The organism is Curvibacter fontanus, from assembly GCF_054780335.1.
In genome coordinates, this window is sequence record NZ_BAAGWN010000012.1 from 307,045 (window position 1) to 332,612 (window position 25,568).

At 64.6% G+C, this 25,568-nt stretch carries 20 protein-coding genes and 5 tRNA genes; 23 read left to right on the top strand and 2 right to left on the bottom strand.

From position 1 onward, the window contains the following. Position 1 precedes the first annotated feature (1 nt). Complete coding sequence (hpnC, locus tag ACYVH8_RS09320; RefSeq protein WP_460488572.1) at positions 2-853, bottom strand: squalene synthase HpnC; 852 nt, start codon at positions 851-853, stop codon at positions 2-4. A 97-nt stretch (positions 854-950) separates the two neighbouring features. Between hpnC and ACYVH8_RS09325 the strand changes: the two genes are divergently transcribed. The 23 genes from ACYVH8_RS09325 to ACYVH8_RS09435 all read left to right on the top strand — a co-directional run bounded on the left by ACYVH8_RS09325 (position 951) and on the right by ACYVH8_RS09435 (position 24,720). Continuing rightward, a complete protein-coding gene (locus tag ACYVH8_RS09325) occupies positions 951-2,132 on the top strand; it encodes an efflux RND transporter periplasmic adaptor subunit (RefSeq protein ID WP_460488573.1) in 1,182 nt (393 codons plus the stop codon). 7 nt (positions 2,133-2,139) lie between these two features. Beyond that, positions 2,140-5,316 carry an efflux RND transporter permease subunit gene (locus ACYVH8_RS09330; protein ID WP_460488574.1) on the top strand — a complete coding sequence of 1,059 codons (3,177 nt, stop codon included), beginning with the start codon at positions 2,140-2,142 and terminating at the stop codon, positions 5,314-5,316. Positions 5,317-5,487: 171 nt separating this feature from the next. After that, positions 5,488-5,574 (top strand) — tRNA-Leu (locus tag ACYVH8_RS09335). 61 nt (positions 5,575-5,635) lie between these two features. Beyond that, complete coding sequence (gene tig, locus ACYVH8_RS09340) at positions 5,636-6,946, top strand: trigger factor (RefSeq protein WP_460488575.1); 1,311 nt, start codon at positions 5,636-5,638, stop codon at positions 6,944-6,946. A gap of 121 nt (positions 6,947-7,067) precedes the next feature. Further along, positions 7,068-7,700, top strand: a complete 633-nt coding sequence (gene clpP / locus ACYVH8_RS09345; RefSeq protein WP_460488576.1) for an ATP-dependent Clp endopeptidase proteolytic subunit ClpP — start codon at positions 7,068-7,070, stop codon at positions 7,698-7,700. Between the two features lie 101 nt (positions 7,701-7,801). Further along, a complete protein-coding gene (gene clpX, locus ACYVH8_RS09350; RefSeq protein ID WP_460488577.1) occupies positions 7,802-9,067 on the top strand; it encodes an ATP-dependent Clp protease ATP-binding subunit ClpX in 1,266 nt (421 codons plus the stop codon). A gap of 121 nt (positions 9,068-9,188) precedes the next feature. After that, positions 9,189-11,624: an endopeptidase La gene (gene lon / locus ACYVH8_RS09355; RefSeq protein ID WP_460488578.1), complete on the top strand. Its 2,436-nt coding sequence runs from the start codon at positions 9,189-9,191 to the stop codon at positions 11,622-11,624. A gap of 63 nt (positions 11,625-11,687) precedes the next feature. Beyond that, positions 11,688-11,763, top strand: a tRNA-Gly gene (locus tag ACYVH8_RS09360). Between the two features lie 81 nt (positions 11,764-11,844). Then, positions 11,845-11,918, top strand: a tRNA-Cys gene (locus tag ACYVH8_RS09365). A gap of 8 nt (positions 11,919-11,926) precedes the next feature. Continuing rightward, positions 11,927-12,002: transfer RNA gene (locus ACYVH8_RS09370), tRNA-Gly, on the top strand. A gap of 91 nt (positions 12,003-12,093) precedes the next feature. Next, a tRNA-Leu gene (locus ACYVH8_RS09375) sits at positions 12,094-12,185 on the top strand. A gap of 145 nt (positions 12,186-12,330) precedes the next feature. Further along, on the top strand, positions 12,331-12,954 hold the full coding sequence (locus ACYVH8_RS09380) for a DUF6806 family protein (protein WP_460488579.1): 624 nt from the start codon (positions 12,331-12,333) through the stop codon (positions 12,952-12,954). A gap of 89 nt (positions 12,955-13,043) precedes the next feature. Then, positions 13,044-14,789 (top strand): GspE/PulE family protein, encoded by a 1,746-nt coding sequence (locus tag ACYVH8_RS09385; RefSeq protein ID WP_460488580.1) that lies wholly within the window; start codon positions 13,044-13,046, stop codon positions 14,787-14,789. Positions 14,790-14,797: 8 nt separating this feature from the next. After that, on the top strand, positions 14,798-16,030 hold the full coding sequence (locus ACYVH8_RS09390; RefSeq protein WP_460488581.1) for a type II secretion system F family protein: 1,233 nt from the start codon (positions 14,798-14,800) through the stop codon (positions 16,028-16,030). A gap of 155 nt (positions 16,031-16,185) precedes the next feature. Further along, on the top strand, positions 16,186-16,557 hold the full coding sequence (locus ACYVH8_RS09395) for a pilin (RefSeq protein WP_460488582.1): 372 nt from the start codon (positions 16,186-16,188) through the stop codon (positions 16,555-16,557). Positions 16,558-16,918: 361 nt separating this feature from the next. Further along, positions 16,919-17,932: a pilus assembly protein PilM gene (gene pilM, locus ACYVH8_RS09400; RefSeq protein ID WP_460488583.1), complete on the top strand. Its 1,014-nt coding sequence runs from the start codon at positions 16,919-16,921 to the stop codon at positions 17,930-17,932. A gap of 17 nt (positions 17,933-17,949) precedes the next feature. Then, positions 17,950-18,612 carry a PilN domain-containing protein gene (locus tag ACYVH8_RS09405; RefSeq protein ID WP_460488584.1) on the top strand — a complete coding sequence of 221 codons (663 nt, stop codon included), beginning with the start codon at positions 17,950-17,952 and terminating at the stop codon, positions 18,610-18,612. Next, the gene (locus tag ACYVH8_RS09410) at positions 18,609-19,232 is read left to right on the top strand and encodes a hypothetical protein (RefSeq protein WP_460488585.1); all 624 of its coding nucleotides are present in this window, start codon (positions 18,609-18,611) and stop codon (positions 19,230-19,232) included. The genes ACYVH8_RS09405 and ACYVH8_RS09410 overlap by 4 nt, the downstream gene beginning before the upstream one ends. Beyond that, positions 19,229-19,567: a hypothetical protein gene (locus ACYVH8_RS09415; RefSeq protein ID WP_460488586.1), complete on the top strand. Its 339-nt coding sequence runs from the start codon at positions 19,229-19,231 to the stop codon at positions 19,565-19,567. Before ACYVH8_RS09410 ends, ACYVH8_RS09415 begins: the two co-directional genes overlap by 4 nt. A gap of 86 nt (positions 19,568-19,653) precedes the next feature. Then, positions 19,654-21,402, top strand: coding sequence for a secretin N-terminal domain-containing protein (locus ACYVH8_RS09420; RefSeq protein WP_460488587.1), 1,749 nt, complete (start codon positions 19,654-19,656; stop codon positions 21,400-21,402). 3 nt (positions 21,403-21,405) lie between these two features. Beyond that, positions 21,406-22,323: an ExeA family protein gene (locus ACYVH8_RS09425; protein WP_460488588.1), complete on the top strand. Its 918-nt coding sequence runs from the start codon at positions 21,406-21,408 to the stop codon at positions 22,321-22,323. Between the two features lie 14 nt (positions 22,324-22,337). Then, positions 22,338-23,408, top strand: coding sequence for a hypothetical protein (locus ACYVH8_RS09430; protein WP_460488589.1), 1,071 nt, complete (start codon positions 22,338-22,340; stop codon positions 23,406-23,408). A gap of 73 nt (positions 23,409-23,481) precedes the next feature. Further along, positions 23,482-24,720, top strand: a complete 1,239-nt coding sequence (locus ACYVH8_RS09435) for an HD-GYP domain-containing protein (RefSeq protein WP_460488590.1) — start codon at positions 23,482-23,484, stop codon at positions 24,718-24,720. A 14-nt stretch (positions 24,721-24,734) separates the two neighbouring features. Here ACYVH8_RS09435 and ACYVH8_RS09440 read toward each other — a convergent pair whose 3' ends face one another. Next, a complete protein-coding gene (locus ACYVH8_RS09440) occupies positions 24,735-25,427 on the bottom strand; it encodes a glutathione binding-like protein (protein ID WP_460488602.1) in 693 nt (230 codons plus the stop codon). Positions 25,428-25,568 lie beyond the last annotated feature (141 nt).

Genomic DNA, 25,568 nt, shown 5'->3' on the forward strand with positions numbered 1-25,568 from the left:
TTCACATCCGCAGGCTGCGCCAAAAGAGCAGCGGGGCATCGCTGGCGCCGACCGTGGGGCGGTGTTGCAGGGTGTTGAAGCCCAGGGCCTCGATCTTGTCCAGGATGCGCAGGCCGCCTTGCACCACGAGGCGCAGTTCCCAGCCGGCGCGGCCCGGGATGCGGTGCACCAGTGGGGCGCCTGCCTGCATGAGCGATCGTGCCGAGCGCACCTGCGATGCAATCAGGGCCAGGATGCGGGGCGTCGGTGTGAGCTTGGCCAGTTCCGCGCGCGGCACGCCCTGGGCGCTGCAATCCGCGTCCGTCAGGTAATGGCGGCCGCGCGGGATGTCGCGGCTCAGGTCCTGCCAGAAGTTGATGAGCTGCAGGGCGCTGCAGATGGCGTCACTCTCGCGCAGCGCGGCCTCGTCCTGCACGCCGTAGAGGTGCAGGAGCAGGCGGCCGACCGGGTTGGCCGAGCGGCGGCAGTAGTCCAGCAATTCGGCCGGGTCGGCATAACTGGCCTGGTCACGGGTCTTGCGCACGTCCTGGGCAAAGGCGTCGAGCAGGTCGTCCAGCAGGGGAACAGGCAGGCGGAAAGCCGCCAGCATGGCCGCCAGCGGGTCGAAGACCTGCGGCCAGCGCCCGCTGTGGGCCTGGCCCTGGGCCAGGGCCAGCAGGTCGGCCCGGTAGGCGGCCAGATCGTCCAGGCGCTGCTGGGCCGGGGCCTCGCCCTCGTCGGCGATGTCGTCGGCCGTGCGGGCGTAATGGTAGATGGCGGCAATCGGCGGACGCAGCCGTGGCGGGCACAGCCAGGAGGCCACGGGAAAGTTCTCGTAATGTTCGACCGGCTGCTTGGGGATGGGCTTGTTCACGCCGGGGATTCTCACCCGGCTTGACAGGGATCGGGTTTTTACCTAGATTACTGACCAGTCGGTTATTAATTTCAAATTCACTACCGGAACCCCTGCCATGTCCGATACATGCCCTCGATGGCCCAGGCGCGCTGCCTGGGCGGCGCTGCTGCCCTTGGCCGCCTCGGCCCTGATTGCCTGCTCGCCTGCGGCACCGCCCGAAGAGCCGGTGCGAGCCGTCAAGGTCATGACCGTGCGCCATGCCAGCCTGAACGCCACGCAGGAGTTCGCGGGCGAGGTGCGTCCGCGCATTGAATCACGCCTGGGCTTCCGGGTGGCCGGCAAGCTGGTGCGCCGCGAGGTCGAACTGGGCGAGCGCGTCAAGGCCGGCCAGGTGTTGGCGCGGCTTGATCCGCAGGACTACCGACTGGCGACCGATGCGGCCCAGGCTCAAATGGGGGCGGCAGTGACCAACCGGGATCTGGCCGCCGCGGATTTCAAGCGGTTCAAGGAACTGCGTGAGCAGAACTTCATCAGCGGCGCCGAGCTGGAGCGGCGCGACGCGGCGCTCAAGGCGGCGCAGGCCCAGGTCGACCAGGCCCAGGCGCAGCTGGCCTCCCAGCGCAACCAGGGCAGTTATGCGACCCTGGTGGCCGATGCGGCCGGTGTGGTGACGGCCGTCGAGGCCGAGCCCGGTCAGGTGGTCAGCGCCGGCCTGCCGGTGGTGCGCGTGGCCCAGGACGGCCCGCGCGATGCGGTCTTTGCGGTGCCGGAAGACAAGCTGGCCATGATGCGCCAGGGCAGTGCAGTGGACGTGCGGGTCTGGCCCGGCCAGACCCAGCTGGTGGGCCGGGTGCGCGAGGTCTCGGCCAGCGCCGACCCGGTGACGCGTACCTACCAGGTCAAGGTGGCCCTGGAAGGCAAGCAGTCGCCGCCCCTGGGCGCGACCGTCACGGTCTTCCCCAAGCTGCGCAGTGAGCAGCGCCAGGCCGCCATCAAGCTGCCCACCAGCGCCTTGCGCCAGGACGGCCAGGCGACGGCGGTCTGGGTGCTGGACAGCCAGAGCATGACGGTGCGCTCGCAAGTGGTGCAGATCGCCACCGCTGACGGCAACGAGGCCGTCGTGGCTGCGGGCCTGCAGGACGGGCAACTGGTGGTGTCGGCGGGCGTGCATGTGCTCTCGCCCGGTCAGAAGGTGACGATCTACCGTGAGAAGGCGACCGGCACCATGAGCAGCGTGCCGCAGACGGCCGTGGACGCTACCCTGGGTAGCGCGACTGTGCCTTTGGCAGGCAAGTGAGGCGCGCATGAGTTCCACAGAACAGGCATCGACCGGCTTCAATCTCTCGCGCTGGGCCATCGAGCATCCCGCGCTCACGCGCTACCTGCTGGTGGTGCTCATGGTGCTGGGCTTCGCGGCCTATTTCCAGCTGGGCCAGGACGAGGATCCGCCCTTCACCTTCCGCGCCATGGTGGTGCGCACCTACTGGCCGGGCGCCACCGCGCAGCAGGTGGCCGAGCAGGTCACCGACAAGATCGAGCGCACCCTGCAGGAAGTGCCGGGCTCGGACAAGATCCGCAGCTATTCCAAGCCCGGTGAGTCGCAGATCATCTTCCAGCTCAAGGACTCGACCAAGGCGGCCGACGTGGCCAACACCTGGTACACGGTGCGCAAGAAGATAGGCGACATGCGGGCCACGCTGCCCGGCGGTATCCAGGGGCCTTTCTTCAACGACGAGTTCGGTGACGTCTACGGCGTGATCTACGCGCTGCAGGCCGACGGCTTCAGCGACGCCGAGGTGAAAGTGTTTGCCGACGATGTGCGCCAGCAGCTGCTGCGCGTGCCCGACGTGGCCAAGGTGGAACTCTTCGGCGTGCAGGACGAGAAGCTCTACATCGAGATTTCGCAAAAACGCCTCGCGCAACTGGGGCTGGACCTGAACCAGGTGCTGGCCCAGCTGGGCCAGCAGAACGCGGTGGAAAGCGCCGGCGCCGTGCAGACGCCGCTGGACGTGGTGCAGGTGCGTGTGGCCGGCCAGTTCGAGGCCGTGGATCAGTTGCGCGCCATGCCCATCCGCGGCAGCACGGGCAACCAGCTGCGCCTGGGCGATATCGCCGAGATCAAGCGGGGCTATGTGGACCCGGCCAGCATCAAGGTGCGGCACCAGGGCAAACAGGTCATCGCCCTGGGCATTTCCATGGCCAAGGGCGGCGACATCATCGCGCTGGGCAAGTCCCTGCGCAAGACCACGGACCGCATTGAAAAGAACCTGCCCGCCGGCATCGAGCTGGTGCAGTTGCAGGACCAGCCCAAGGCGGTGGCGACGTCCGTCAACGAGTTTGTCGGCGTGCTGATCGAAGCCGTGATGATCGTGCTGGTGGTCAGCTTCATCAGCCTGGGTCTGCACAAGCACCAGGGCGCGGACCATCTGCCGCTCTGGAAACGCTATTACGTCGACATGCGGCCCGGCCTGGTGGTGGGCATCACCATTCCCCTGGTGCTGGCGCTGACCTTTCTGGGCATGCAGTACTGGGGCATCGGCCTGCACAAGATTTCGCTGGGTTCGCTGATCATCGCCCTGGGCCTGCTGGTGGACGACGCCATCATTGCGGTGGAGATGATGGTGCGCAAGATGGAGGAGGGCTACGACAAGGTGCGCGCGGCCACCTTTGCCTACGAGATCACCGCCATGCCCATGCTCACCGGCACGCTGATCACGGCCGCCGGTTTTTTGCCCATCGGCATGGCCAAATCGGCCGTGGGCGAGTACACCTTCGCCATCTTCGGCGTGACGGCGCTGGCCCTGGTTCTGAGCTGGATCGTGTCGGTCTACTTCGTGCCCTACCTGGGCACGCTGCTGCTCAAGGCCCAGCCGCACCATCAGGCGGCCCAGCCTGATCCGGCCGGTGGCCCGCACGAACACTTCGACACACCCTTCTACCAACGCTTTCGCGCCGTCGTGAACTGGTGCGTGCAGCACCGCTGGCTCACCATCGGCGCCACGGTCCTCACCTTTGCGCTGGGCATTGCCGGCATGGGCAAGGTGCAGCAGCAGTTCTTCCCCGATTCGAGCCGGCCGGAAATCCTGGTAGACATCTGGTTCCCGGAAGGCACCTCCTTTGTCGCCAACGAGGAAGCGACACAGCGCGTCGAAAAGCGCCTGCTGGCACTGCCGGGCGTGAATGCGGTGAGCACCTGGGTGGGCTCGGGTGTGCCGCGTTTTTACCTGCCGCTGGACCAGGTCTTCCCGCAGACCAATGTCTCGCAATTCATCATCTTGCCGAAAGACCTCAAGACGCGTGAAACGCTGCGTGTGCAGTTGCCGACGTTGCTGGCCCAGGAGTTCCCCGAAGTGCGCGGCCGCGTCAAGCTGCTGCCCAACGGCCCGCCGGTGCCCTACCCGGTGCAGTTCCGCGTGGTCGGCGCCGATCCGGCCGTGCTGCGCGCCCGTGCCGACGAGGTCAAGGCCGTGATGCGCGAGAGTGCCAACACGCGCGGCGTCAACGACAACTGGAACGAATCGGTCAAGGTGCTGCGTCTGGAGGTCGACCAGGCCAAGGCGCGCGCCCTGGGGGTGAGCAGCCAGTCGATCGCACAGGCGGCGCGCACCCTGCTGGCCGGCCAGAACGTGGGCCAGTACCGCGAGGGCGACAAGCTGATCGACATCGTGCTGCGCCAGCCCCTGGACGAGCGCAACGCCATCACCGACCTGGCCAACGCCTACCTGCCGACCAGCAGCGGACGTTCCATCCCGCTGACGCAGATTGCCAAGCCGGTCTTCACCTGGGAGCCGGGTGTGATGTGGCGCGAGAACCGCGAATTCGGTATCACCGTGCAGTCCGACGCCGTGGAAGGCATGCAGGGCGCCACCCTGACGGCCGAACTGCTGCCCTCGCTGAGGGCCCTGGAGTCGAAATGGCATGCCGCCGGCTTGAACGGCTACCGCATCGAGGTAGCCGGCGCGGTGGAGGAGAGCAGCAAGGGCACGGGCTCGATCGCTGCCGGCATGCCCTTGATGCTTTTCCTCACCTTCACGCTGCTGATGCTGCAGCTGCAGAGCTTCAGCCGCGCCACGCTGGTCTTCCTGACCGGCCCTTTGGGCCTGGCCGGGGTGGCCGGTGCGCTGCTGCTGCTCAACCGTCCCTTCGGTTTCGTGGCCCTGCTGGGCGTGATCGCCCTCATGGGCATGATCCAGCGCAATTCGGTGATCCTGATCGACCAGATCGAGCAGGACCGCGCCAGTGGCGTGCCGGCCTGGGACGCCATCGTGGAGTCCGCGGTGCGCCGTCTGCGCCCCATCGTGCTGACCGCTGCCGCGGCCGTGCTGGCCATGATCCCGCTGTCGCGTTCGGTCTTCTGGGGCCCCATGGCCGTGGCCATCATGGGCGGGCTGATCGTCGCCACCGTGCTGACGTTGCTGGCGCTACCGGCCATGTATGCCGCATGGTTCCGCGTGAAACGCGGAACACCGGCATCTTCATGAATCCGCCCGCGGGGCTGCCGCGCAGCGCCGGACCCGCATGGTTTCGCGTGAATCGCGAAACACCGGCGGTGCCTGGTTTGAGGTGAAACGGCGGTCTCCTGGCGGGGTTAAAATAGCAGGTTGACCGATTTCATGGGGAGGTCTGTCGGACCTCCCCTTTTGTTTGGACCCGCGCGGGTGGCGAAATTGGTAGACGCACCAGGTTTAGGTCCTGACGCCAGCAATGGTGTGGGGGTTCGAGTCCCCCCCCGCGCACCAGTCCGGCCGCAGCAAAGCCTGCGGGCCGACCCCGTTTTTGAATTGATTGGAGTGAGTCATCATGGCCGTTACCGTTGAAACCCTCGAGAAACTCGAGCGCAAGATCACCCTGAGCCTGCCCCTGGCAGCCATCCAGTCCGAAGTCGAGACGCGCCTCAAGAAGCTGGCCCGCACCGTCAAGATGGACGGTTTCCGTCCCGGCAAGGTGCCCATGAACGTGGTGACCCAGCGTTACGGCTACTCGGTGCACTACGAAGTGCTGAACGACAAGGTCGGCGAAGCCTTTGCCCTGGCCGCCAATGAAGCCAAGCTGCGCGTGGCTGGCCAGCCCAGCATCACCGAGAAGGACGGCGCACCGGCAGGCGAGGTGAGCTTCGATGCCGTGTTCGAGGTCTATCCGGAAGTCAAGATCGGTGACCTGGCCGGTGCCGAGATCGAGAAACTGAACGCCGAGGTGAGCGAGAGCGCCATCCAGAAGACCCTGGACATCCTGCGCAAGCAGCGCCGCACCTTTGCCCAGCGTGCCATGGACACCGCCGCCCAGGACGGCGACCGCGTGACGATCGACTTCGAAGGCAAGATCGACGGCGAGCCCTTTGCCGGTGGCAAGGCTGACGACTTCCAGTTCCTGGTCGGTGAAGGCCAGATGCTCAAGGAGTTCGAGGACGCCGTGCGCGGCATGAAGTCGGGCGAGAGCAAGACCTTCCCCCTGGCTTTCCCGGCCGATTACCACGGCCAGGACGTGGCCGGCAAGACCGCCGACTTCATGGTCACCCTGAAGAAGATCGAAGCGGCCCATCTGCCCGAAGTCAATGACGCGCTGGCCAAGTCCCTGGGCGTGGCCGAGGGCACCGTGGCCGCCCTGAACGCCGACATCAAGAAGAACCTGGAGCGCGAGGTCAAGTCGCGCCTGGCGGCCCGCAACAAGCAGGCCGTCATGGACGCCCTGGTGGCCAAGGCCGAGCTGGACTGCCCCAAGTCCATCGTGCAGGCCGAGATCGACCGCATGATCGAAGGCGCGCGCGAAGACCTCAAGCAGCGCGGCATCAAGGACGCCGACAAGGCCCCGATCCCCGGCGAGATGTTCCAGCCCCAGGCCGAGCGCCGCGTGCGCCTGGGCCTGGTGGTGGCCGAACTGGTGCGTGTGAACAAGCTGCACGCCACCCCGGATCAGATCAAGGCCCATGTGGACGAGCTGGCCGCCAGCTACGAGCGCCCGGAAGACGTGAAGCGCTGGTACCTGGGCGACAACCGCCGCATGGCCGAGGTCGAGGCCGTGGTGATCGAGAGCAACGTCACCGACTTCGTGCTGTCCAAAGCCAAGGTGAGCGACAAGGCGATTTCCTTCGACGATCTGATGGGCCAGGCCTGATTCAGACGCCGTGATCCCGGCAGGTGGGGCTTGGCGCCCGGGCTTGCAGTCCGGGCGGCAAGCCCCATTTCATTTGGGGCCGATATTTTTCGGTAAAGTAGACCCCATATTTGGAGTGAGTATGAATCTGCGCAACAGTGCATACAACGGCGCCCTGGACACCCAGGCCCTGGGCATGATCCCGATGGTGATCGAGCAGTCGGGCCGCGGCGAGCGTTCCTACGACATCTATTCGCGCCTGCTCAAGGAGCGCGTGGTGTTCCTGGTCGGTCCGGTCAACGACCAGACCGCCAACCTGGTGGTGGCCCAGCTGCTGTTCCTGGAGAGCGAGAACCCGGACAAGGACATCTCCTTCTACATCAACTCGCCCGGTGGTTCGGTGAGCGCCGGCATGGCGATCTTCGACACCATGAACTTCATCAAACCCGACGTGTCCACGCTGTGCGTGGGCATGGCTGCCAGCATGGGCGCCTTCCTGCTGGCCGCGGGTGCCAAGGGCAAGCGTTTCTCGCTGCCCAATTCCAAGGTCATGATCCACCAGCCCCTGGGCGGAACCCAGGGCCAGGCCACCGAGATCGAGATCCATGCCCGCGAGATCCTCAAGACCCGTGAGCAGCTCAACAAGATCCTGGCCGAGCGCACCGGCCAGCCGCTGGACAAGATCGAGCGCGACACCGAGCGGGACTATTACCTCTCGGCCGACGAAGCCAAGGACTATGGCCTGGTGGACCAGGTCATCGCCAAGCGCCCCTGAGCGGCGGGCGAGCCTGTTGTTTTCTGGCGCCAGTCCCTAGTCGGGGACGGGCGCCGCATGGTTATCATAGATTCGGTAAATCCCGAGAAGGCGTTCCTCCCATGGCCGAGAAAAAAGGCTCTACCAGCGAAAAAACCCTGTACTGCTCTTTCTGCGGCAAGAGCCAGCACGAGGTCAAGAAGCTGATTGCCGGTCCTTCGGTCTTCGTCTGCGATGAATGCATCGAACTGTGCAACGAGATTATTCGTGACGAATTGCCGGCCAGCACCGAGACGACCGAAGGGCGCGGCAGCCTGCCTGCACCCTCCGAGATCAAGCTCAATCTGGACAACTATGTGATCGGTCAGGAAGCTGCCAAGCGCACGCTGGCGGTGGCGGTCTACAACCACTACAAGCGCCTGCAGCACAAGGAATCTTCGCGCAAGGACGAGGTTGAACTGGCCAAAAGCAACATCCTGCTGATCGGCCCCACCGGGTCTGGCAAGACCCTGCTGGCCCAGACGCTGGCGCGCCAGCTCAACGTGCCCTTCGTGATGGCCGACGCCACCACGCTGACCGAGGCTGGCTACGTGGGCGAGGATGTCGAGAACATCATCGCCAAGCTGCTGCAGAGTTGCAACTACGAGGTCGACAAGGCCCAGCGCGGCATCGTCTACATCGACGAGATCGACAAGATCTCGCGCAAGTCCGACAATCCCTCCATCACGCGTGACGTCTCGGGCGAAGGTGTGCAGCAGGCGCTGCTCAAGCTGATTGAAGGCACCATGGCCAGCGTGCCGCCCCAGGGCGGGCGCAAGCACCCGAACCAGGATTTCATCCAGATCGACACCACCAACATCCTTTTCATCTGCGGCGGCGCTTTTGCCGGCCTGGAAAAGGTGATCGAAAACCGCACGGAGTCTTCGGGTATAGGCTTCGGCGCCGCGGTCAAGAGCAAGCAGCAGCGCAGCCTGACCGAGGTGTTCAAGGAAGTCGAACCCGAAGACCTGATCAAGTTCGGCCTGATCCCCGAACTGGTCGGCCGCATGCCGGTGGTCGCGACTCTGGCCGAGCTGAGTGAAGACGCTATGGTGCAGATCCTGACCGAGCCGAAGAACGCCCTGCTCAAGCAGTACGCCAAGCTGTTTGCCATGGAAGGGGTGGACCTGGAAATCCGTCCATCCGCGCTCAAGGCCATTGCCCGCAAGGCGCTGACGCGCAAGACCGGTGCACGGGGCCTGCGCTCCATTCTGGAGCAGGCCCTGATCGACACCATGTTCGAGTTGCCGGGCATGAGCAATGTCGAACGCGTGGTCGTGGAAGAGTCCACGATCGAGGAAAGCAAGCCACCCCTGCTGGTTTACCGCGAGGCCGCCAAAAAGGCCTGATTCAAGCGGTTTTCCAGTCCTAACTTCATGGATACGACGACTCAGCCCGACTTATCATCAAAGCCGGGTTGAAAATTTCCATTCGCTACCCATATTCAGCAGACCCTTCAAAGGTTCCACCATGTCCGGTCATACCCCACTGCCTGCCATCCCCATCGAGTTGCCGCTGCTGCCGCTGCGCGACGTCGTGATCTTTCCGCACATGGTGATCCCGCTTTTTGTGGGTCGCCCCAAGAGCATCAAGGCGCTTGAATCGGCCATGGAGGCCGAGCGCCGCATCATGCTGGTGGCCCAGAAAGCCGCCGCCAAGGACGAGCCGCAAGTCTCCGACATGTTCGAAGTCGGTTGCGTTTCCACCATCCTGCAGATGCTCAAGCTGCCTGATGGCACCGTCAAGGTGCTGGTCGAGGGCCAGCAGCGCGCCCTGGTCGACAAGATCGTCGAAGGTGAAACGCATTTCACGGCCACCGTGACACCGGTGCAGGCGCCGGCCGAAACCGGCGGGACAGAACGTAACCAGACGAGCGAAATCGAGGCTCTGCGTCGTGCCGTGATGCAGCAGTTCGATCAGTACGTCAAGCTCAACAAGAAAATCCCGCCCGAGATCCTGACATCGATCTCCAGCATCGACGATCCGGGCCGCCTGGCCGACACCATCGCCGCGCACCTGCCGCTCAAGCTTGAAAACAAGCAGGCCGTGCTGAGCCTGGCCGAGGTCAAGGAGCGGCTGGAGAATCTGTTCGAGCAGATCGAGCGTGAGGTCGACATCCTCAACGTCGACAAGCGCATCCGTGGTCGCGTCAAGCGCCAGATGGAGAAGAACCAGCGCGACTTCTACCTCAACGAGCAGGTCAAGGCCATCCAGAAGGAACTGGGCGAGGGCGAAGACGGCGCCGACATCGAGGAGATCGAGAAGAAGATCAAGGCCGCCAAGATGCCGGCCGAGGCGCGCAAGAAGGCCGACAACGAGCTCAAGAAGCTCAAGCTGATGTCGCCCATGTCGGCCGAGGCCACCGTGGTGCGCAACTACATCGACACCCTGGTCGGCCTGCCCTGGAGCAAGAAGACCAAGATCAAGCACGACCTGGCCAATGCCGAGGAAGTGCTCAACGAAGACCACTTCGGCCTGGAGAAGGTCAAGGACCGCATTCTTGAATATCTCGCTGTGCAGCAACGTGTGGACAAGGTCAAGGCCCCCATCCTGTGCCTCGTGGGTCCCCCGGGTGTGGGCAAGACCTCGCTCGGTCAGTCCGTGGCCAAGGCCACGGGCCGCAAGTACGTGCGCATGGCCCTGGGCGGCATGCGTGACGAGGCCGAGATCCGCGGCCACCGCCGCACCTATATCGGCGCCATGCCGGGCAAGGTGCTGCAAAGCCTGAGCAAGGCCGGTACGCGCAACCCGCTGTTCCTGCTCGACGAGATCGACAAACTGGGCACCGACTTCCGAGGGGATCCGTCCAGCGCCCTGCTGGAGGTGCTGGACCCCGAGCAGAACAACAAGTTTGGCGACCACTATGTGGAGGTCGATTTCGACCTGAGCGATGTGATGTTCGTGGCCACCTCCAACTCCATGAACATTCCGCCAGCCCTGCTGGACCGCATGGAAGTGATTCGCCTCTCGGGTTACACCGAGGACGAGAAGGTCAACATTGCCCAGCGTTATCTGCTGCCCAAGCAGCTCAAGAACAATGGCGTCAGGGAAGAAGAGCTGCTGGTGGCCGAAGACGCCCTGCGCGACATCGTGCGCTATTACACGCGTGAGGCCGGGGTGCGCTCTCTCGAGCGAGAGATCTCCAAGATCTGCCGCAAGGTGGTGAAGGGCTTGCAGCTCAAGAAGCTGCAGCCCCTGGTCAAGGTCTCGGCAGAGAATCTCAACGACTACCTGGGTGTGAGAAAGTTCAGCTATGGCCGCGCCGAGCAGCAGAACCAGGTGGGGCAGGTCGTGGGGCTGGCCTGGACCGAGGTCGGTGGTGATCTGCTGACCATCGAGACCGCGCTGATGCCGGGCAAGGGCGTGATCACCCGCACGGGCTCGCTGGGCGACGTGATGAAAGAATCGGTCGAGGCCGCCCGCACCGTGGTGCGCAGCCGCGCCCGCCAGCTGGGCATTCCGGACGAATTCTTCGAGAAGCGCGACATGCACATCCACGTGCCCGACGGCGCCACGCCCAAGGACGGCCCCAGTGCGGGTGCCGCGATGACGACGGCCATGGTGTCGGCGCTGACCGGCATCCCCGTGCGCGGCGACGTGGCCATGACCGGCGAGATCACGCTGCGTGGTGAAGTCACGGCCATAGGCGGCCTCAAGGAAAAGCTGCTGGCGGCCCTGCGCGGCGGCATCAGGACGGTGCTGATTCCCGAGGAAAACGTCAAGGATCTGCAGGAGATCCCGGACAATGTGAAGAGCGGCCTGGACATCGTGCCGGTCAAGTGGATCGACAAGGTGCTCGACATCGCCCTGGAACGCAAACCGACGCCGTTGCCGGATGATGAGCCTGCCGTGACGGCGCCAGTGGCGCCGGCTGCTGCGCCGGCGCAGGAGTCAATCAAGCACTGAGACAAATAATCGGCGGTGTTTTGCAAAAGCAGAAAAATACCGCTATAATTTAAGGCTTGAAGCGCGGGAATAGCTCAGTTGGTAGAGCGCAACCTTGCCAAGGTTGAGGTCGAGAGTTCGAGACTCTTTTCCCGCTCCAAATTCCGAAAAGGGAAGCAAAAGCTTCCCTTTTTTATTGAAGGAATGGCCGGCTCTTTGGGGGTCGTCATGTTCAGCTTCTGGCGCGGTAGCAAAGCGGTTATGCACCGGATTGCAAATCCGTGTAGGTCGGTTCGACTCCGGCCCGCGCCTCCAGACTCCATGCGGGAGTAGCTCAGTTGGTAGAGCGCAACCTTGCCAAGGTTGAGGTCGAGAGTTCGAGACTCTTCTCCCGCTCCATTTCACACGCCTGGTGGCCTGCCCGGTCCGCAAGTGCTGCGGTCCAGGTGGGCTGATCGCGTCTTTTGCGGGACAATGCAAGGGCGGCATGGCCTCGATGGTGAAATTGGTAGACACAGCGGACTTAAAATCCGCCGCTTCCAGAGATGGGGCGTGCCGGTTCGATTCCGGCTCGAGGCACCAGATTTTCAATTTCCAATGTTCGTGGGTGATCGCGAACCGACACGCCCAAGGGCGATCATGACGAAGCGCGCTGCGCGCGCGGGTTCGATTCCGGTTGGCGAGGAGTTGACCCTGTTAGAGTGCCAGTGCGTATAGAGAGAACACCATGGCAAGCTACAACGCCCCTTTTGAAATCCATGTTCATGGACAGGTGCTCCTGCGCACCGACGTCGACTTCAACCAGCTGCAGGAAGCGCTCAAACCCCTGTGGCAGTACGCTGGGGCCCGCTCGCTGGCGGATGGCGCGCACAGCCATTACGAGGACGAGCCGGGCATACGCTTCGATGCCCAGGAACACATGCTCCAGCTGTGCTGGAGCGTGATCGGTGACGAGGACTTCCGCCAGTCGCTCGACGAGATGTGCATGAGCCTCAACGAGCTGTCTCAGACTGGTGCCGCCATCGAGATCACTTTTTACGATACCGAGTTTGACGAGGACGAGGCTGAGCCCGAGGCCCAGTCGCGCGACGATTTCATGGTGCTCTTCGTGGGTCCCAACCCTGCGGCCATCATGCAGGTGCAACGTGACCTGCTGGTGCAGGATGTCATCAGCCTGATGGAACGCCACTTCGACGCGGCCGAACTGAGCGGGGTGGTGAGCGAGGTTGATCGCCTGTTCAGCCAGCGTTTCGATTCACTGGTCAATTCCCTGGAGATCGGCAAGCCGCCTCGCGGTTCCGGTGGCCATGGAGGCCACGGTGGCGGACGCAAACCGCGACATTTGCACTGATTCCCCACTTCCGTGTGCCAGACGGCGACTCAAATCGGGTCGCTCGTGCTACTATTTTCATAGTTATGGTGCCACTCAAGGACTGACGCATGAACATGGCTGCTGCTGCTTCCGCCAAGCCGGCCGGCGCGCGCGCCGCCGGGCGTCCGGAGAAATTGCGTCTGGGCGACGTGCTGGTCCAGCAGCGCCTGATTTCGCAGGAACAGCTGCAACAGACCCTGGAGCTGCAGCAGCAGACTGGCCGCAAGGTGGGTCGCCTGCTGATCGAGAGCGGTGTCATCACCGAAGAATTGCTCGCTGACGCGCTGGCCCGGCAGTTGCGCGTTCCCTTCATCAATCTCAAGACCTATCCTTTCCGCGGTGACGTGGTCAAGCTTCTGCCGGAATCGGCAGCGCGGCGCTTTCGTGCCCTGGTTCTGGAGGACAAGGGCGACAGTCTGCTGGTGGCCATGGCCGATCCGCTGGACCTGTTCGCCTACGACGAGATCACGCGCCTGCTCAAGCGCAATATCGCGATCGCGGCTGTGCCCGAGAGCCAGCTGGCCCTGGCCTGCGATCGTCTCTACCGTCGCTCGGAGGAGATCAGCGGCCTGGCCCGTGCGCTCGAGAAGGACCTGGGAGATGCGGTTGACTTTGGCGAACTGACGGCCTCGGCGGGTGCCGAAGGCGCACCGGTGGTGCGCCTGCTGCAATCGCTGTTCGAGGATGCCACCCAGGTCGGGGCTTCCGACATCCACATCGAACCGATGGAATCCGGCTTGCAGATCCGCGTGCGTGTCGACGGCGTGCTGCAGACCCAGACCCAGGCCGAAAAACGCATCGGCGCTGCCTTGGCGCAGCGTATCAAGCTCATGGCGGGCCTGGATATTTCTGAGAAACGCCTGCCGCAGGATGGCCGTTTCAGCGTGCGTCTGAAGGAGCGGACCATCGACGTGCGCCTGTCCACCATGCCCAGCACCTATGGCGAGTCGGTGGTCATGCGTCTGCTCAGCCTGGACGGCGGCGTGCGCCAGCTGGACAAAGTGGGCATGCCACCGGCCATGTTGCAGCGCTACCAACAGTTGCTGGGCCGGACTTCGGGGCTGATCCTGGTCACGGGTCCCACCGGTTCGGGCAAGAGCACCACCCTGTATGCCTCGCTGGCCGAGCTCAACACCAGCGAGCTGAAGATCATCACGGTCGAGGATCCGGTGGAGTATCGCCTCTCGGGCATCACCCAGGTGCAGGTCAACGACAAGATCGAGCTTTCCTTTTCCAAGGTCCTGCGGTCTACCCTGCGCCAGGATCCGGACGTGATCCTGGTCGGCGAAATGCGGGACCCCGAGACGGCCGAGATCGGCCTGCGCGCGGCCATCACGGGCCACCTGGTGCTGTCCACCCTGCACACGCGTGACGCGGCCAGCACGCCCTTCCGCCTGCTGGACATGGGGGTGCCAGCGTACATGGTGGCCACTTCGCTGCAAGCTGTGATCGCCCAGCGCCTGGTGCGCATCAATTGCGAGGTCTGCAGCGAACCCCATGAGCCCGATGCCCATGAAACGGCCTGGCTGTCCGGCCTGCTGCAAGAGGGGGAGCGCATCAATGCCTTGCGGGGCCGTGGGTGCTCGACCTGCAACGGCACCGGTTACACCGGCCGCCAGGGGGTCTATGAGATGCTCGAAATGGATGCCGAACTCACCCAGTCGGCCAGCCGTTCGGACCCGGCGGCCTTCCTGCGTGCGGCCCGTGAACGCCTGGCTGGCCAGACGCTGACGTACCACGCCCTCGAACTTGTCCGCCAGGGCCGCACTTCGCTGGCCGAGGCCATGCGGGTGGGCTACGACCTCGAGGATTAGGCGCGACCATGGCTGTCTACGCATGGCGGGGGCGCAACACCCTGGGTGAACTGATCCAGGGCGAGCTGGATGCGGTATCCGAGGACGCCGTGGCCGACCAGTTGCTGGGCTTGGGTCTGGTGCCGGTGCAAATTCAGCCGGCGCCGCAGGTCCAGGCCCAGGAGAGCTGGTGGGAGCAGCTCAAACGCCGTTCCATCGACATTGAAGACGTGTTGATCTTCTCGCGCCAGATGTACACCTTGAACAAGGCGGGTGTGCCCATCCTGCGTGCCTTCGCGGGGCTGCAGTCGTCGACGGACAATCTCGCCATGGGCGAGGTGCTGCAGGACGTGCGCGCCAGCCTGGACCAGGGGCGTGACATGGCGACCTCCCTGGCGCGTCACCCCAAAGTCTTTGGCCCTTTTTACGTCGCCATGGTCAGGGTGGGCGAGATGACAGGTCGTTTGACCGAGGTTTTCCTGCGCCTGGCGGAGCACCTGGAGTTCGAGCGCGATACCCGGGCACGCATCAAGCAGGCCCTGCGCTACCCGACCTTCGTGATCGTCGCCATGCTGATCGCCATGGTCATCATCAATCTTTTTGTGCTGCCGGTGTTTGCCAGAGTCTTCGCCGGTTTCAATGCGCAGTTGCCCTTGATCACCCGCGGTTTGCTGGGATTTTCGAGCTGGATGATCACCTGGTGGCCGGTATTGCTGGCCCTGGCGGCGGCCGGTGTGGTGCTGGTCCGTTCTTACCTGAGCAATCCACAGGGGCGTTACAACTGGGACCGGCGCAAGCTGGCATTGCCCATCGTCGGGTCCATCATCCTCAAGGCCACGCTGGCACGTTTTGCCCGCAGTTTTGCCTTGTCCAGCCAGAGCGGGGTTCCCCTGGTGCAGGCATTGGCCGTCGTGGCTCAGACCGTGGACAATGCCTACATCGCTTCGCGTATCGAACAGATGCGCGCGGGTATCGAGCGCGGCGAGAGCATTTCACGCTGCGCTGCAGCAACCGGTGTCTTCACACCTGTCGTATTACAGATGATGACCGTGGGCGAGGAGACGGGGGAGTTGGACTCCCTCCTGTTCGAAATCGCCGATCTGTACGAGCGCGATACCGATTACGCCATCAAGGGGCTGTCCACGGCCATCGAGCCCGTGCTGCTGGTCTTCATCGGCGTGCTGGTGCTGTTGCTGGCGCTGGGCGTATTTCTGCCCCTGTGGAACCTGGGCCAGGCGGCCATGGGGCGTGGGGGCGGATAAAGCATGTGTAAACGCCCCGGTTCGTGTGACGTTTTCCACACGAATCGGGGCCGCCGTGGGTACGGGGCCGCAGCTTCGGGCCTATACTACGAAAGTGATAGCGGTGCTACTTGGTGCCGCACCCTTAGCAAGTTAATCCCTGATTGGAGCCTGTCATGAAGCAGCAACGTGGTTTTACCCTGATCGAACTGGTGATGGTGATCGTGATCCTCGGCATCCTGGCTGCCGTGGCGATTCCGAAGTTTATTGATCTGAGCTCCGATGCTGATGCCGCTGCAGTGCAGGGTGTTGCGGGTGGGGTTTCTTCTGCCAGCGCGGTCAACTACGCGGCCCGGAGTGCGAGTTCGACCAAGGGGACGTCAACCGCCAACATTGCTTGCCAGACAGCTGCGGGTGCCATTCTTCAAGGTGGAGTTCCTACTGGCTACACATTGGGAGGTACGGTGGGTGCGGCTGGCGTGACGACGAGCTGCACGGTCACATCGCCCAAAGGTGCGACGGCCACTGCCACCATCATCGGCATCTAAGTCCGGATGGTTATCGGCGGCGACACCGTTCGCTGCCGGCTCGATTGCCAAAGACAAAGGGCCCCGAAAGGGCCCTTTGTCTTTGATGCATCGAATGGAATCTGAGACTTGATCAGGGGCGTTGTGTTCTTGTGACGAGCGTGTAGTGTGATGTTTGCAATGTGGCGTGTCTTGCTGGTTTTCATGGACAATTCGCCAAATAGTACGCAAACGCGTTTTCGTATCGTCCCATCTGTGTGATCAGCTATGAAAAGCAGAGCACAATACGGGCTGTGCAAGTATCGATGTGATGGTCCTGCCAGATGATGCCGGTGAATAAAGATTTTCTGTCCAAGCTGACGTCCGCATGGGGGCTGCTCCGGTGGCTTTGACCCTGCCGCGTTTTCTGACTCGGCGTGGCCGGCAAGTCGAGCAGTTGGTGCTGGCCTGGGACGGCCAGGCCCTGGCTTACGTCCAGGCACGCCAGGACACGGACGACCGGTATCGCGTGCAGCGTTTCGGGGTGCTGCGTCCTGAGGGGGGCAAGCCCGGCGATGAACTGGCGCGTCAGCTGACGACGCTGGGTCTGCGCGGCAAGACGGCACGAGCCATGCTGAGGCCGGCGCAGTACCAGATGCTGCAGATCGATGCGCCGGCCGTGCCGCCCGAGGAGTTGCGCAAGGCCGCGCGCTGGCAGATCCGGGAAATGGTCAATATGCACGTGGACGACCTCACGCTGGATGTGCTCAAGGTCGGCGATGACAAGGTCCGGGCCTCGGGCAGCGTGTTTGTGGTGGCCGCGGCCAATGCCGTGATACGGGACCTCATGCAGACGGCTCAGGCGGCCCGCTGCGACGTCGAGGTCATCGACATTCAGGATCTGGCGCAGCGCAACCTGCAGTCGGCGCTGGCCCGTCGCACGGGGGGCGCCGAGCGTGCCCACGCCGCGATCGTGATGGTGGATGACAGCCAGGCCCTGCTGACCATCTGCGCGAACGAAGAGCTGTTCTACACCCGCCGCATCGATCTGGGGACGGGTTTCATGCAGGCCGCCTGGGGACAGACGCCTGCGGCCGCGAACGGCGAAGCCGATCTGGCGCTCACGCCGCCTGGGCAGGAGGCCGACCCGGCCCAGCGCCTGGTGGTGGAAACCCAGCGTTCGCTGGATCTTTGGGACCGTACCTGGCCCATGCTGGCGCTGGACCGCATCGGCGTGCAGGCAGGCTCTCGCACTGCTGAATTGGCCGCCCTGCTGGCCCGCGAACTGGGGCAGGCCGTGACAGCGCTGGACGTGTCGGCACAGTTCCCGGGGTTCGAGGGAGGCAGTGAGGCGGACCGGTTGCTGTGCTGGCCTTTGCTCGGTGTGCTGCTGCGCATTGAAGGGCGCAAGCTCTGAGCCGCAGAAAGAAGACCATGCCCCAGCAAATCAATCTCTGCAACCCGATCTTCCTGACGCAAAAGCGTTATTTCTCGGCGTCCACCATGGCGCGCTCGCTGGGCGTGTTCGTGCTGCTGGGCGGCCTGCTGTCGGGCTACTGGTCCTGGACCCTGCAGTCCCTGAGCGCGGGATACCAGCAGGCGGTGAGCAGCAACCAGCGTGAAATTGCACGCCTGCAGGCCGCCATCCAGATCAACCGGGCGAATGCGGCGCCAGCCGATGCTGCCCAGCTGAAGGAATTGCAGGCCCGGCAGACCGAGCTGCAGCAGCGCGAACTGCTGTTGCGCGAGCTCAGGCGCGGGCTGCTGCGCGAAGGCTACGGGCATGCGGCCCGCCTGCAGCTGGTGGCCCGCAGCATCCCGCCGCAAGCCTGGGTGACCGAAGTCCGCGCCGACGACCTGCGCCTGGAACTCAGCGGCTACACGCTGGAGCCGGCCGCCCTCAATGGCTGGGTGACCAGGCTGTCGGAGAGCCCCCTGCTCGAAGGGCAGCAACTGTCCGTCGTCAAGGTGGAGCGCGTGAAAACCGAGCAGCGTGCCGCTGGCGCCGCAGCCGTACCGGCGGTTTCCGGGCCGCTGTGGTCCTACACCCTGGTGACGGCCTTGCCCCCCCAGGCTGGCACGGGAGGCAAGCCATGAAGGCCTGGTGGACCAAGCTGGCCGCACGCATCGATGCGCTGAGTCTGCGCGAGCGGGCGTTCCTGTTTCTGACCCTGATCGTCCTGTCCATGCTGCTGGCCAATGTGCTGTGGCTGGCGCCGGTCCAGGCGCTGCATCAGCAGATCGCGCAGCGTTTTGCCGCACAGGATACCGAGTTGCAACGCCTGCGCGATGAGCTCAGGAACAGCGGCAACGAGACCGGGCCGGGCCAGCAGGTGCGCGAGGAACTGGCGCAGGTGCGCGAACGCCTGACGGTCGTGAACCAGGAAATCGCGCAGATGCCGCTGGCGAAAGCGGACGGGACGCCCCTGACCAAGGTGCTGGTGCATTTCCTGCGCCGGCACGAGGGCCTGGTATTGGTACGCACCGCCACGCTGGCCCCCGAAATCCGCGCCGGGCAGGAGGCCACGGCGGCGGGCATGACGCGCCAGGGCCTGGAGCTGACCGTGGCCGGCTCATATCACGAACTGACCCGTTATGTTCAGACCCTGGAGCGCGCCTTGCCGGCCTTGCGCTGGGGTGTCATGAAGATGAGCAGTGAACGTCAACAATCGGCCGAGCTGACCTTGCAGGTCTGGCTCGTGGGAGCTGCGCCATGAGCGGCTTGCGGATCGGTCTGGCGCTGTTGCTGCTTTCGGCCTCACTGGGGGCTCAGACCTTGCGCGATCCCACTTTGCCGCCGGGTGGCGGCGGGGGCGGGGCGGCTGCGCCGGCCGCCCGTGCCAACCAGGGGCGCTGGCCCGTGATTGTGGTGGATGGCCGGCCCCATGTGGCTGTGGGCACCCGCCTCTACGCCGAAGGCCAGATGCTGGGCCGGGCCCGCATCGAACGCATCACCGAAACCGAGGTCTGGCTGCGCGAGGGGCGCGCCCTGCGCAAGGTTCCGCTTTATGCGGGTGTGCTGCGCCGCAGCGTGCCTCCTGAACAGCCCTGAATTTCACCTTTATGCATGAAAATGGCAACATCATGACCGCAACGACGACCACCCGTCTCCTCCGCCGGCCAGCAATGCCCGGGCTGATGCCCGGCCTCGTCCTGTGCCTGGGTCTGCTGGCAGGTTGTGCCGAGCGGCCGCGCCGCACCCCCGACGTGGCTGAAACGATCCGCACGGAACTGGCAGCAGCACCCAAGACCGCCGCCAGTGGCACCGTGCCCGCACGCGTCAGTGACGCGCTGGCCGAGCCGGCGCCGCCGACCGTGCCGGCGCCGCCCGAGCCGCGCCTGGACCTGCTGGTCAACAACGCCAATGCGCGCGAAGTCTTCCTGGCCCTGGTGGCCGACACGCGCTACAGCATGCTGATGCATCCCGATGTGACGGGGGGCATTTCCGTGACGCTGCGCGGCGTGACGGTGAAAGAGGCCCTGGAGTCCATCCGCGATGTCTACGGCTACGACTTCCGTATCGAGGGGCGCCGCATCACCATCTACGCGCCCACGCTGCAGACGCGCATTTTCACGCTGAACTACCCGCATGCGCAGCGCATCGGACGCAGCGAGGTGCGTGTGTCCTCCGGTTCCGCGCCGGCCAACACGGGCGTCGTGGGCGCTACGGGGGTGGCTACCACGGCGATGGCGCAGCAGGGTGCCGCTGCCCAGAGCACCCAGCGCCAGGGCGAGAGCAGCCGCATCTCGACCGATTCGAAATCGGATTTCTGGACCGAGCTGTCGGATGCCGTGCGCGGCCTGGTGGGCAAGGGTGAGGGCCGCAACGTGGTGATCAGCCCGCAGGCCGGCATCATGGCCGTGCGCGCCATGCCCGAGGAACTGCGCCAGGTGGAGCGCTTCCTGAAGGCGACCCAGGTGGCGGTCGAGCGCCAGGTCATGCTGGAAGCCAAGATCGTCGAGGTCGAGCTGCGTGAAGGCCAGCAAAGCGGCATCAACTGGGGCGCTTTCGGCTCCGACAGCAATGGCACCGGTCTGCTCGGCGTGCTGGGCAGTGGTGTGGCGACTTCCAACGCGCTGCTGGCGTCCGGTGCGACTGCTTCGGGGGTGACGCCGGTTCGGATTCCTTCGGTGGCCGCGGGCGGCGGCCTGTTCGGCCTGGCGCTGGCCACCAGCCAGTTCGCGGTCGTTATGGGTTTCCTGGAGTCGCAGGGTGATGTGCAAACCCTCTCGAGCCCGCGTCTGGCCACACTCAACAACCAGAAGGCCGTGCTCAAGGTCGGTGCGGACGATTATTTCGTGACCAACGTCACCGGCGGCACGACGACCAGCAGTGGCGTGGCCGGCGTGGCCGGCAGCACCACGCTGCCCACGCTGACGCTCACACCCTTCTTCTCGGGCATCGCGCTGGACGTGACACCGCAGATCGATGACGGCAGCAGCATCATGCTGCACATCCATCCCTCGGGGACCACGGTCACGGAGAAGACCAAGGACGTGGACCTGGGCAGTGTCGGCCTTTACCGTCTGCCGCTGGCTTCCAGCAGTGTCAACGAGACCGATACCATGGTCCGCCTGCAGGACGGCAATATCGCGGCCATCGGCGGCCTGATGCAGATCTCTTCGAGCCGAAGCGCTTCGGGCGTGCCGGGGTCGACGGCCGAGGGCAATCCCTTCGGTTTCCTGCTGGGCAACCGCGCCAGCGCCGCCCGCAAGAAAGAGCTGGTGGTTCTGATCAAGCCCACCATCATCCGCACCGCGCAGGACTGGGAGGCGCAGACCGAGCGCTCGCGCGCCGCGCTGGAAGACATCGATGCCAGCCGTCGTCGCGTGATCAGGCTCGAAGGTGCGGGGCCGGATTCGCCTGCGACGCCTGCGGCCAGGTAAATCATGTACCTGCGGCACTTTTCCCTGCGTGAACTGCCGTTCTCCATCACGCCCGACCCGGCTTTTTTCTATCCGCACGAAGGGGCGCAGGCGGCGTTGAACACCCTGCTGATCGCCCTGCGCAGTGGCGAGGGCTTTCTCAAGATCGTGGGTGAGGTCGGTTGCGGCAAGACCCTGCTGTGCCGCCAGCTGCTGCGCAGCCTGCAGGACGAATTCGTCACCGCCTACATTCCCAACCCCGACATGGGGCCGGATGATCTGCTGATGGCCCTGGCGCGGGAGCTCGGTATCGAGCTGGTGCCCCCGCTCAGCCGGCACCAGGTGCTGTCCAGCCTGCAGGAAGGCCTGCTCAGGCACGCCGAGGCCGGGCGCTCGGTGCTGGTCTGCATCGACGAGGCGCAGGCCACCCGCATGGCCACCCTGGAGAGCCTGCGACTTCTGTCCAACCTGGAAACCGAGAAGCGCAAGCTGCTGCAGATCGTTTTGTTCGGCCAGCCTGAGCTCGATGAAATTCTGGCGCGCCCGCAGATACGCCAGCTCCTGCAGCGCATCACCTTCAGTGAATACCTGGGAGGCATGCAGCCCGAGCGGGTGGGGGCCTATCTGGCGCACCGCCTGGCCGTGGCCGCCGCAGACGGCTTGACCGATATCCGCGTGTTCGAGCCTGCAGCTGCCGTGGCCCTGGCACGTTACAGCCGTGGCGTGCCGCGCCTGGTCAATGTGCTGGCCCACAAATGCCTGTTGCTGGCCTTCGGCGAAAACACGCATCGCGTGCTGGAGCGCCATGTGGCGCTGGCCGCAGCCGATACGCCTGGGGTGCAACTGCACACGGGACGTGGCTCACGCTGGTCCCCCGCCCGTTGGTGGCGTCGTCTGCTGGGGCCGCGTTCCGTTAAACCGCAAGCAGGGGGAACAGTGTGAGCGTCATCAACAAGATGCTGCGAGATCTCGACGCCCGGCGAGCCGATGGCGCCGTGCCCGACTATCCGCGCCAGGCCAGTCCGGCCGCCATGCAGGGCACGGCCAGCGTGGTGACGTCTGCGCAGCGCCGATCCTCCGCACCTTGGTTGTTGGCTGTCTTGCTGCTGTTGACTGCAGGCGCAGCGGTGTATTGGCGCCTGGAACCGGGTGCGCCTGCCGTGCCAACGCCGGCGCCGGCCGAACTTCCGGCCAGTCCGCCGATGCCAGCCGCTTCGGCACCGGAGCCGGTAGCCAGCGCAGCGGTCGAGCCTGCCATCGCGGTGAGCGAAAGCGCTGCTGTGGTCCCCGTCGAACCGGTGGTTGCGGCGGAACCGGTGGTAAGCCGCAAGAAGAAACGACGGGCCGAGGCGGACGAAGCTGAGGCGAAAATTTCCGCGGCAGCCGAGCGCAAGGAACGGCTCAGCAGAGAACGCGTCTCGTCCTCCATCCCCGACCCGGTGACACCCGCGCCGGCAACTGCCAAGGCCGAGGCCGCCGCCCTGCTTCCCTCGGCAACCGCCAGCGCCCCTGCGACCAGCCTGGCGCTGCAACGCAGGCAGAGCCTGGCCCAGGAAACGCTGGCTCAGGCCCAGTTGCTCTGGAATGCAGGTTCCCGCGAGCCGGCCCTGGAGCTGGTGCGCGAAGCGGTGACGGCTGTTGAGCGCAGTCAGCCGGTCGATGTTCCCTTGCTGGCCCAGCTGGTGCGCGAGCAGGTGCGCATGGAACTGGTCCAGGGCCGACCGGCTGCGGTGCTGTCCCTGCTGGGACGACTGGAGCCGATGCTGTCGGGGCAGGCCGATCTGTGGGCGGTGCGGGGCAACGCGGCCCAGCGCCTGGGACGTCATCAGGAAGCCGTCCAGGCCTATCTGGCGGCCTTGCAGCTGAGGGCTGGAGAGCCACGCTGGATGCTGGGGGCAGCGGTGTCGCTGGCTGCCCTGGGCCAACTGGACGCAGCCGCCCGGCAGGCTGAGCAGGCCCGTGCGCTGGGGCCTGTGAGTCCCGAGGTGCTGGCGTATCTGCGCCAGGCGGGTGTGCTGCTGCGCTGAGCCGGTCACAGCAAGCATCTTCGGTAAAATGAGTCGCACACACTTCGCCCCGTGCGAGGTTGAACCACAGCACATGCTCAAGCGTATCCGCGTCGACCAACTGATCCTCGGGATGCACATCAAGGAGTTCTGCGGTTCCTGGATGGAACATCCTTTCTGGCGCAGCGGCTTCCTTCTCAAGGATCCCAAGGACCTGGAACGCATACTGGCCAGCAGCATCAAGGAAGTCTGGATCGACAGTGACAAGGGCGGTGATGTGCCCGCGGGCCAGAACGCTGTGTCCGAGGCGCAATCCGAAGCTCAGGTCGAGCGGGAGTTGCTGGCGCTGGTGCAGGCCCAGCGGCGGACGGAGCCGGTGACCGTCGCGGTTGAATACGAGCGGGCGGTCCGGATCTGTCTGCAGTCCAAGAAAGCCGTAGTCTCCATGTTCCAGGAAGCGCGCATGGGCAAGACGGTCGATGCCGCCGGCGCCCAGCGCCTGGTCGACGAGATTTCCGACTCGGTCTCGCGCAACGCCAGTGCGCTGATCAGCCTGGCGCGCCTGAAGACGGCTGACGACTACACCTATATGCATTCGGTGGCAGTGTGCGCGATGATGATCGCGCTGGCACGCCAGCTGGGTCTTGACGAGGCGCAGACGCGCTCGGCCGGCCTGGCCGGCCTGCTGCACGATCTGGGCAAGGCGGCCACGCCGATGAAGGTGCTCAACAAGCCCGGCAAGCTGACCGACGCTGAGTTCACCATCATCAAAAGCCATCCGCTCCAGGGGCACGCCATGCTGATGGCCGTGGGCAATGTGGACCCGATCGCGCTGGACGTCTGCCTGCATCACCATGAGAAGACCGATGGCTCGGGTTATCCCGAGGGGCTCAAGGATGCGGAGATCAGCCTGTTTGCCAAGATGGGGGCGGTGTGCGATGTCTACGATGCCATCACCTCCAACCGACCTTACAAGAACGGCTGGGATCCGGCCGAGTCCCTGCGCAAGATGGCCGAGTGGTCCAAGGGGCATTTCGACCAGAAGGTGTTCCAGGCTTTCGTGAAGAGCCTGGGCATCTATCCCATCGGCTCGCTGGTGCGCCTGACTTCCGGGCGCCTGGGGGTGGTGGTGGAGCAGTCGAACAAGGCGCTGACCGCGCCGCTGGTCAAGGTGTTTTACTCCACCAAGGCCAGCCTGCGCATCACACCCGAGATCCTCGACCTGTCGGCACCCAGTTGCCATGACAAGATCGCCGGTCGCGAAGATCCGGCGCTATGGAAATTCCCTGACCTGGACGCGCTCTGGTCAGGGCTGCCCGACAAGCCCTGGTAAGGTGTGAGCAGGCCCTAGCGCCGCTGGTATTGCGTGGCGCCGAACATCATCTCGCGCGCCTTGTCGTCCACCAGGGGCTTGCGCTGGTCGGCCAGCACCTGCACGCCGCGCACCACGGCCGGGCGATCCGCGATGGCATCGAACCATTGCTTCAGGTGTGGATAGTCGGCCCAGTCGATGCCCTGGTTCTTCCAGCTGCGCAGCCAGGGGAAGATGGCGATGTCGGCAATAGAGTATTCGTCGCCTGCGATGTAGCGGTGTTGCGCGAGTTGTTTGTCCATCACGCCATAAAGGCGCTTGGCCTCGTTGGTGTAGCGGTTCACGGCGTAGTCGATCTTCTCGGGTGCGTAGATGCGAAAGTGATGGGTCTGGCCCAGCATGGGGCCGACGCCGCCCATCTGGAACATCAGCCATTGCAAGACTTCGAATTTCTGCCGGTCCGTCTTCGGGAGGAACTTGCCGGTCTTGGCGGCCAGGTAGAGCAGGATGGCGCCTGATTCGAACAGCGAGATCGGCCGGCCGTCCGGGCCCTCGGAGTCGACGAGGGCCGGGATCTTGTTGTTCGGGCTGATCGCCAGGAACTCGGGCTTGAACTGGTCGCCCGCGCCGATATTGACTGGGTGCGCGCGGTAGGGCAGGCCGCATTCCTCCAGCATGATGTGGACTTTGTGACCGTTGGGCGTGGCCCAGGAATAAACGTCGATCATCTGCATCTCCAAATTGTATAGACCGGGGACATGGGTAACGGGTGTGCCAGGACATGGGTAACACCTTCGACTCAAGTATCAGCGCGCAGCGCATGCAGGTCGATCTGCATGAAGCGCTGATGGCAGAAGTACACATCATGC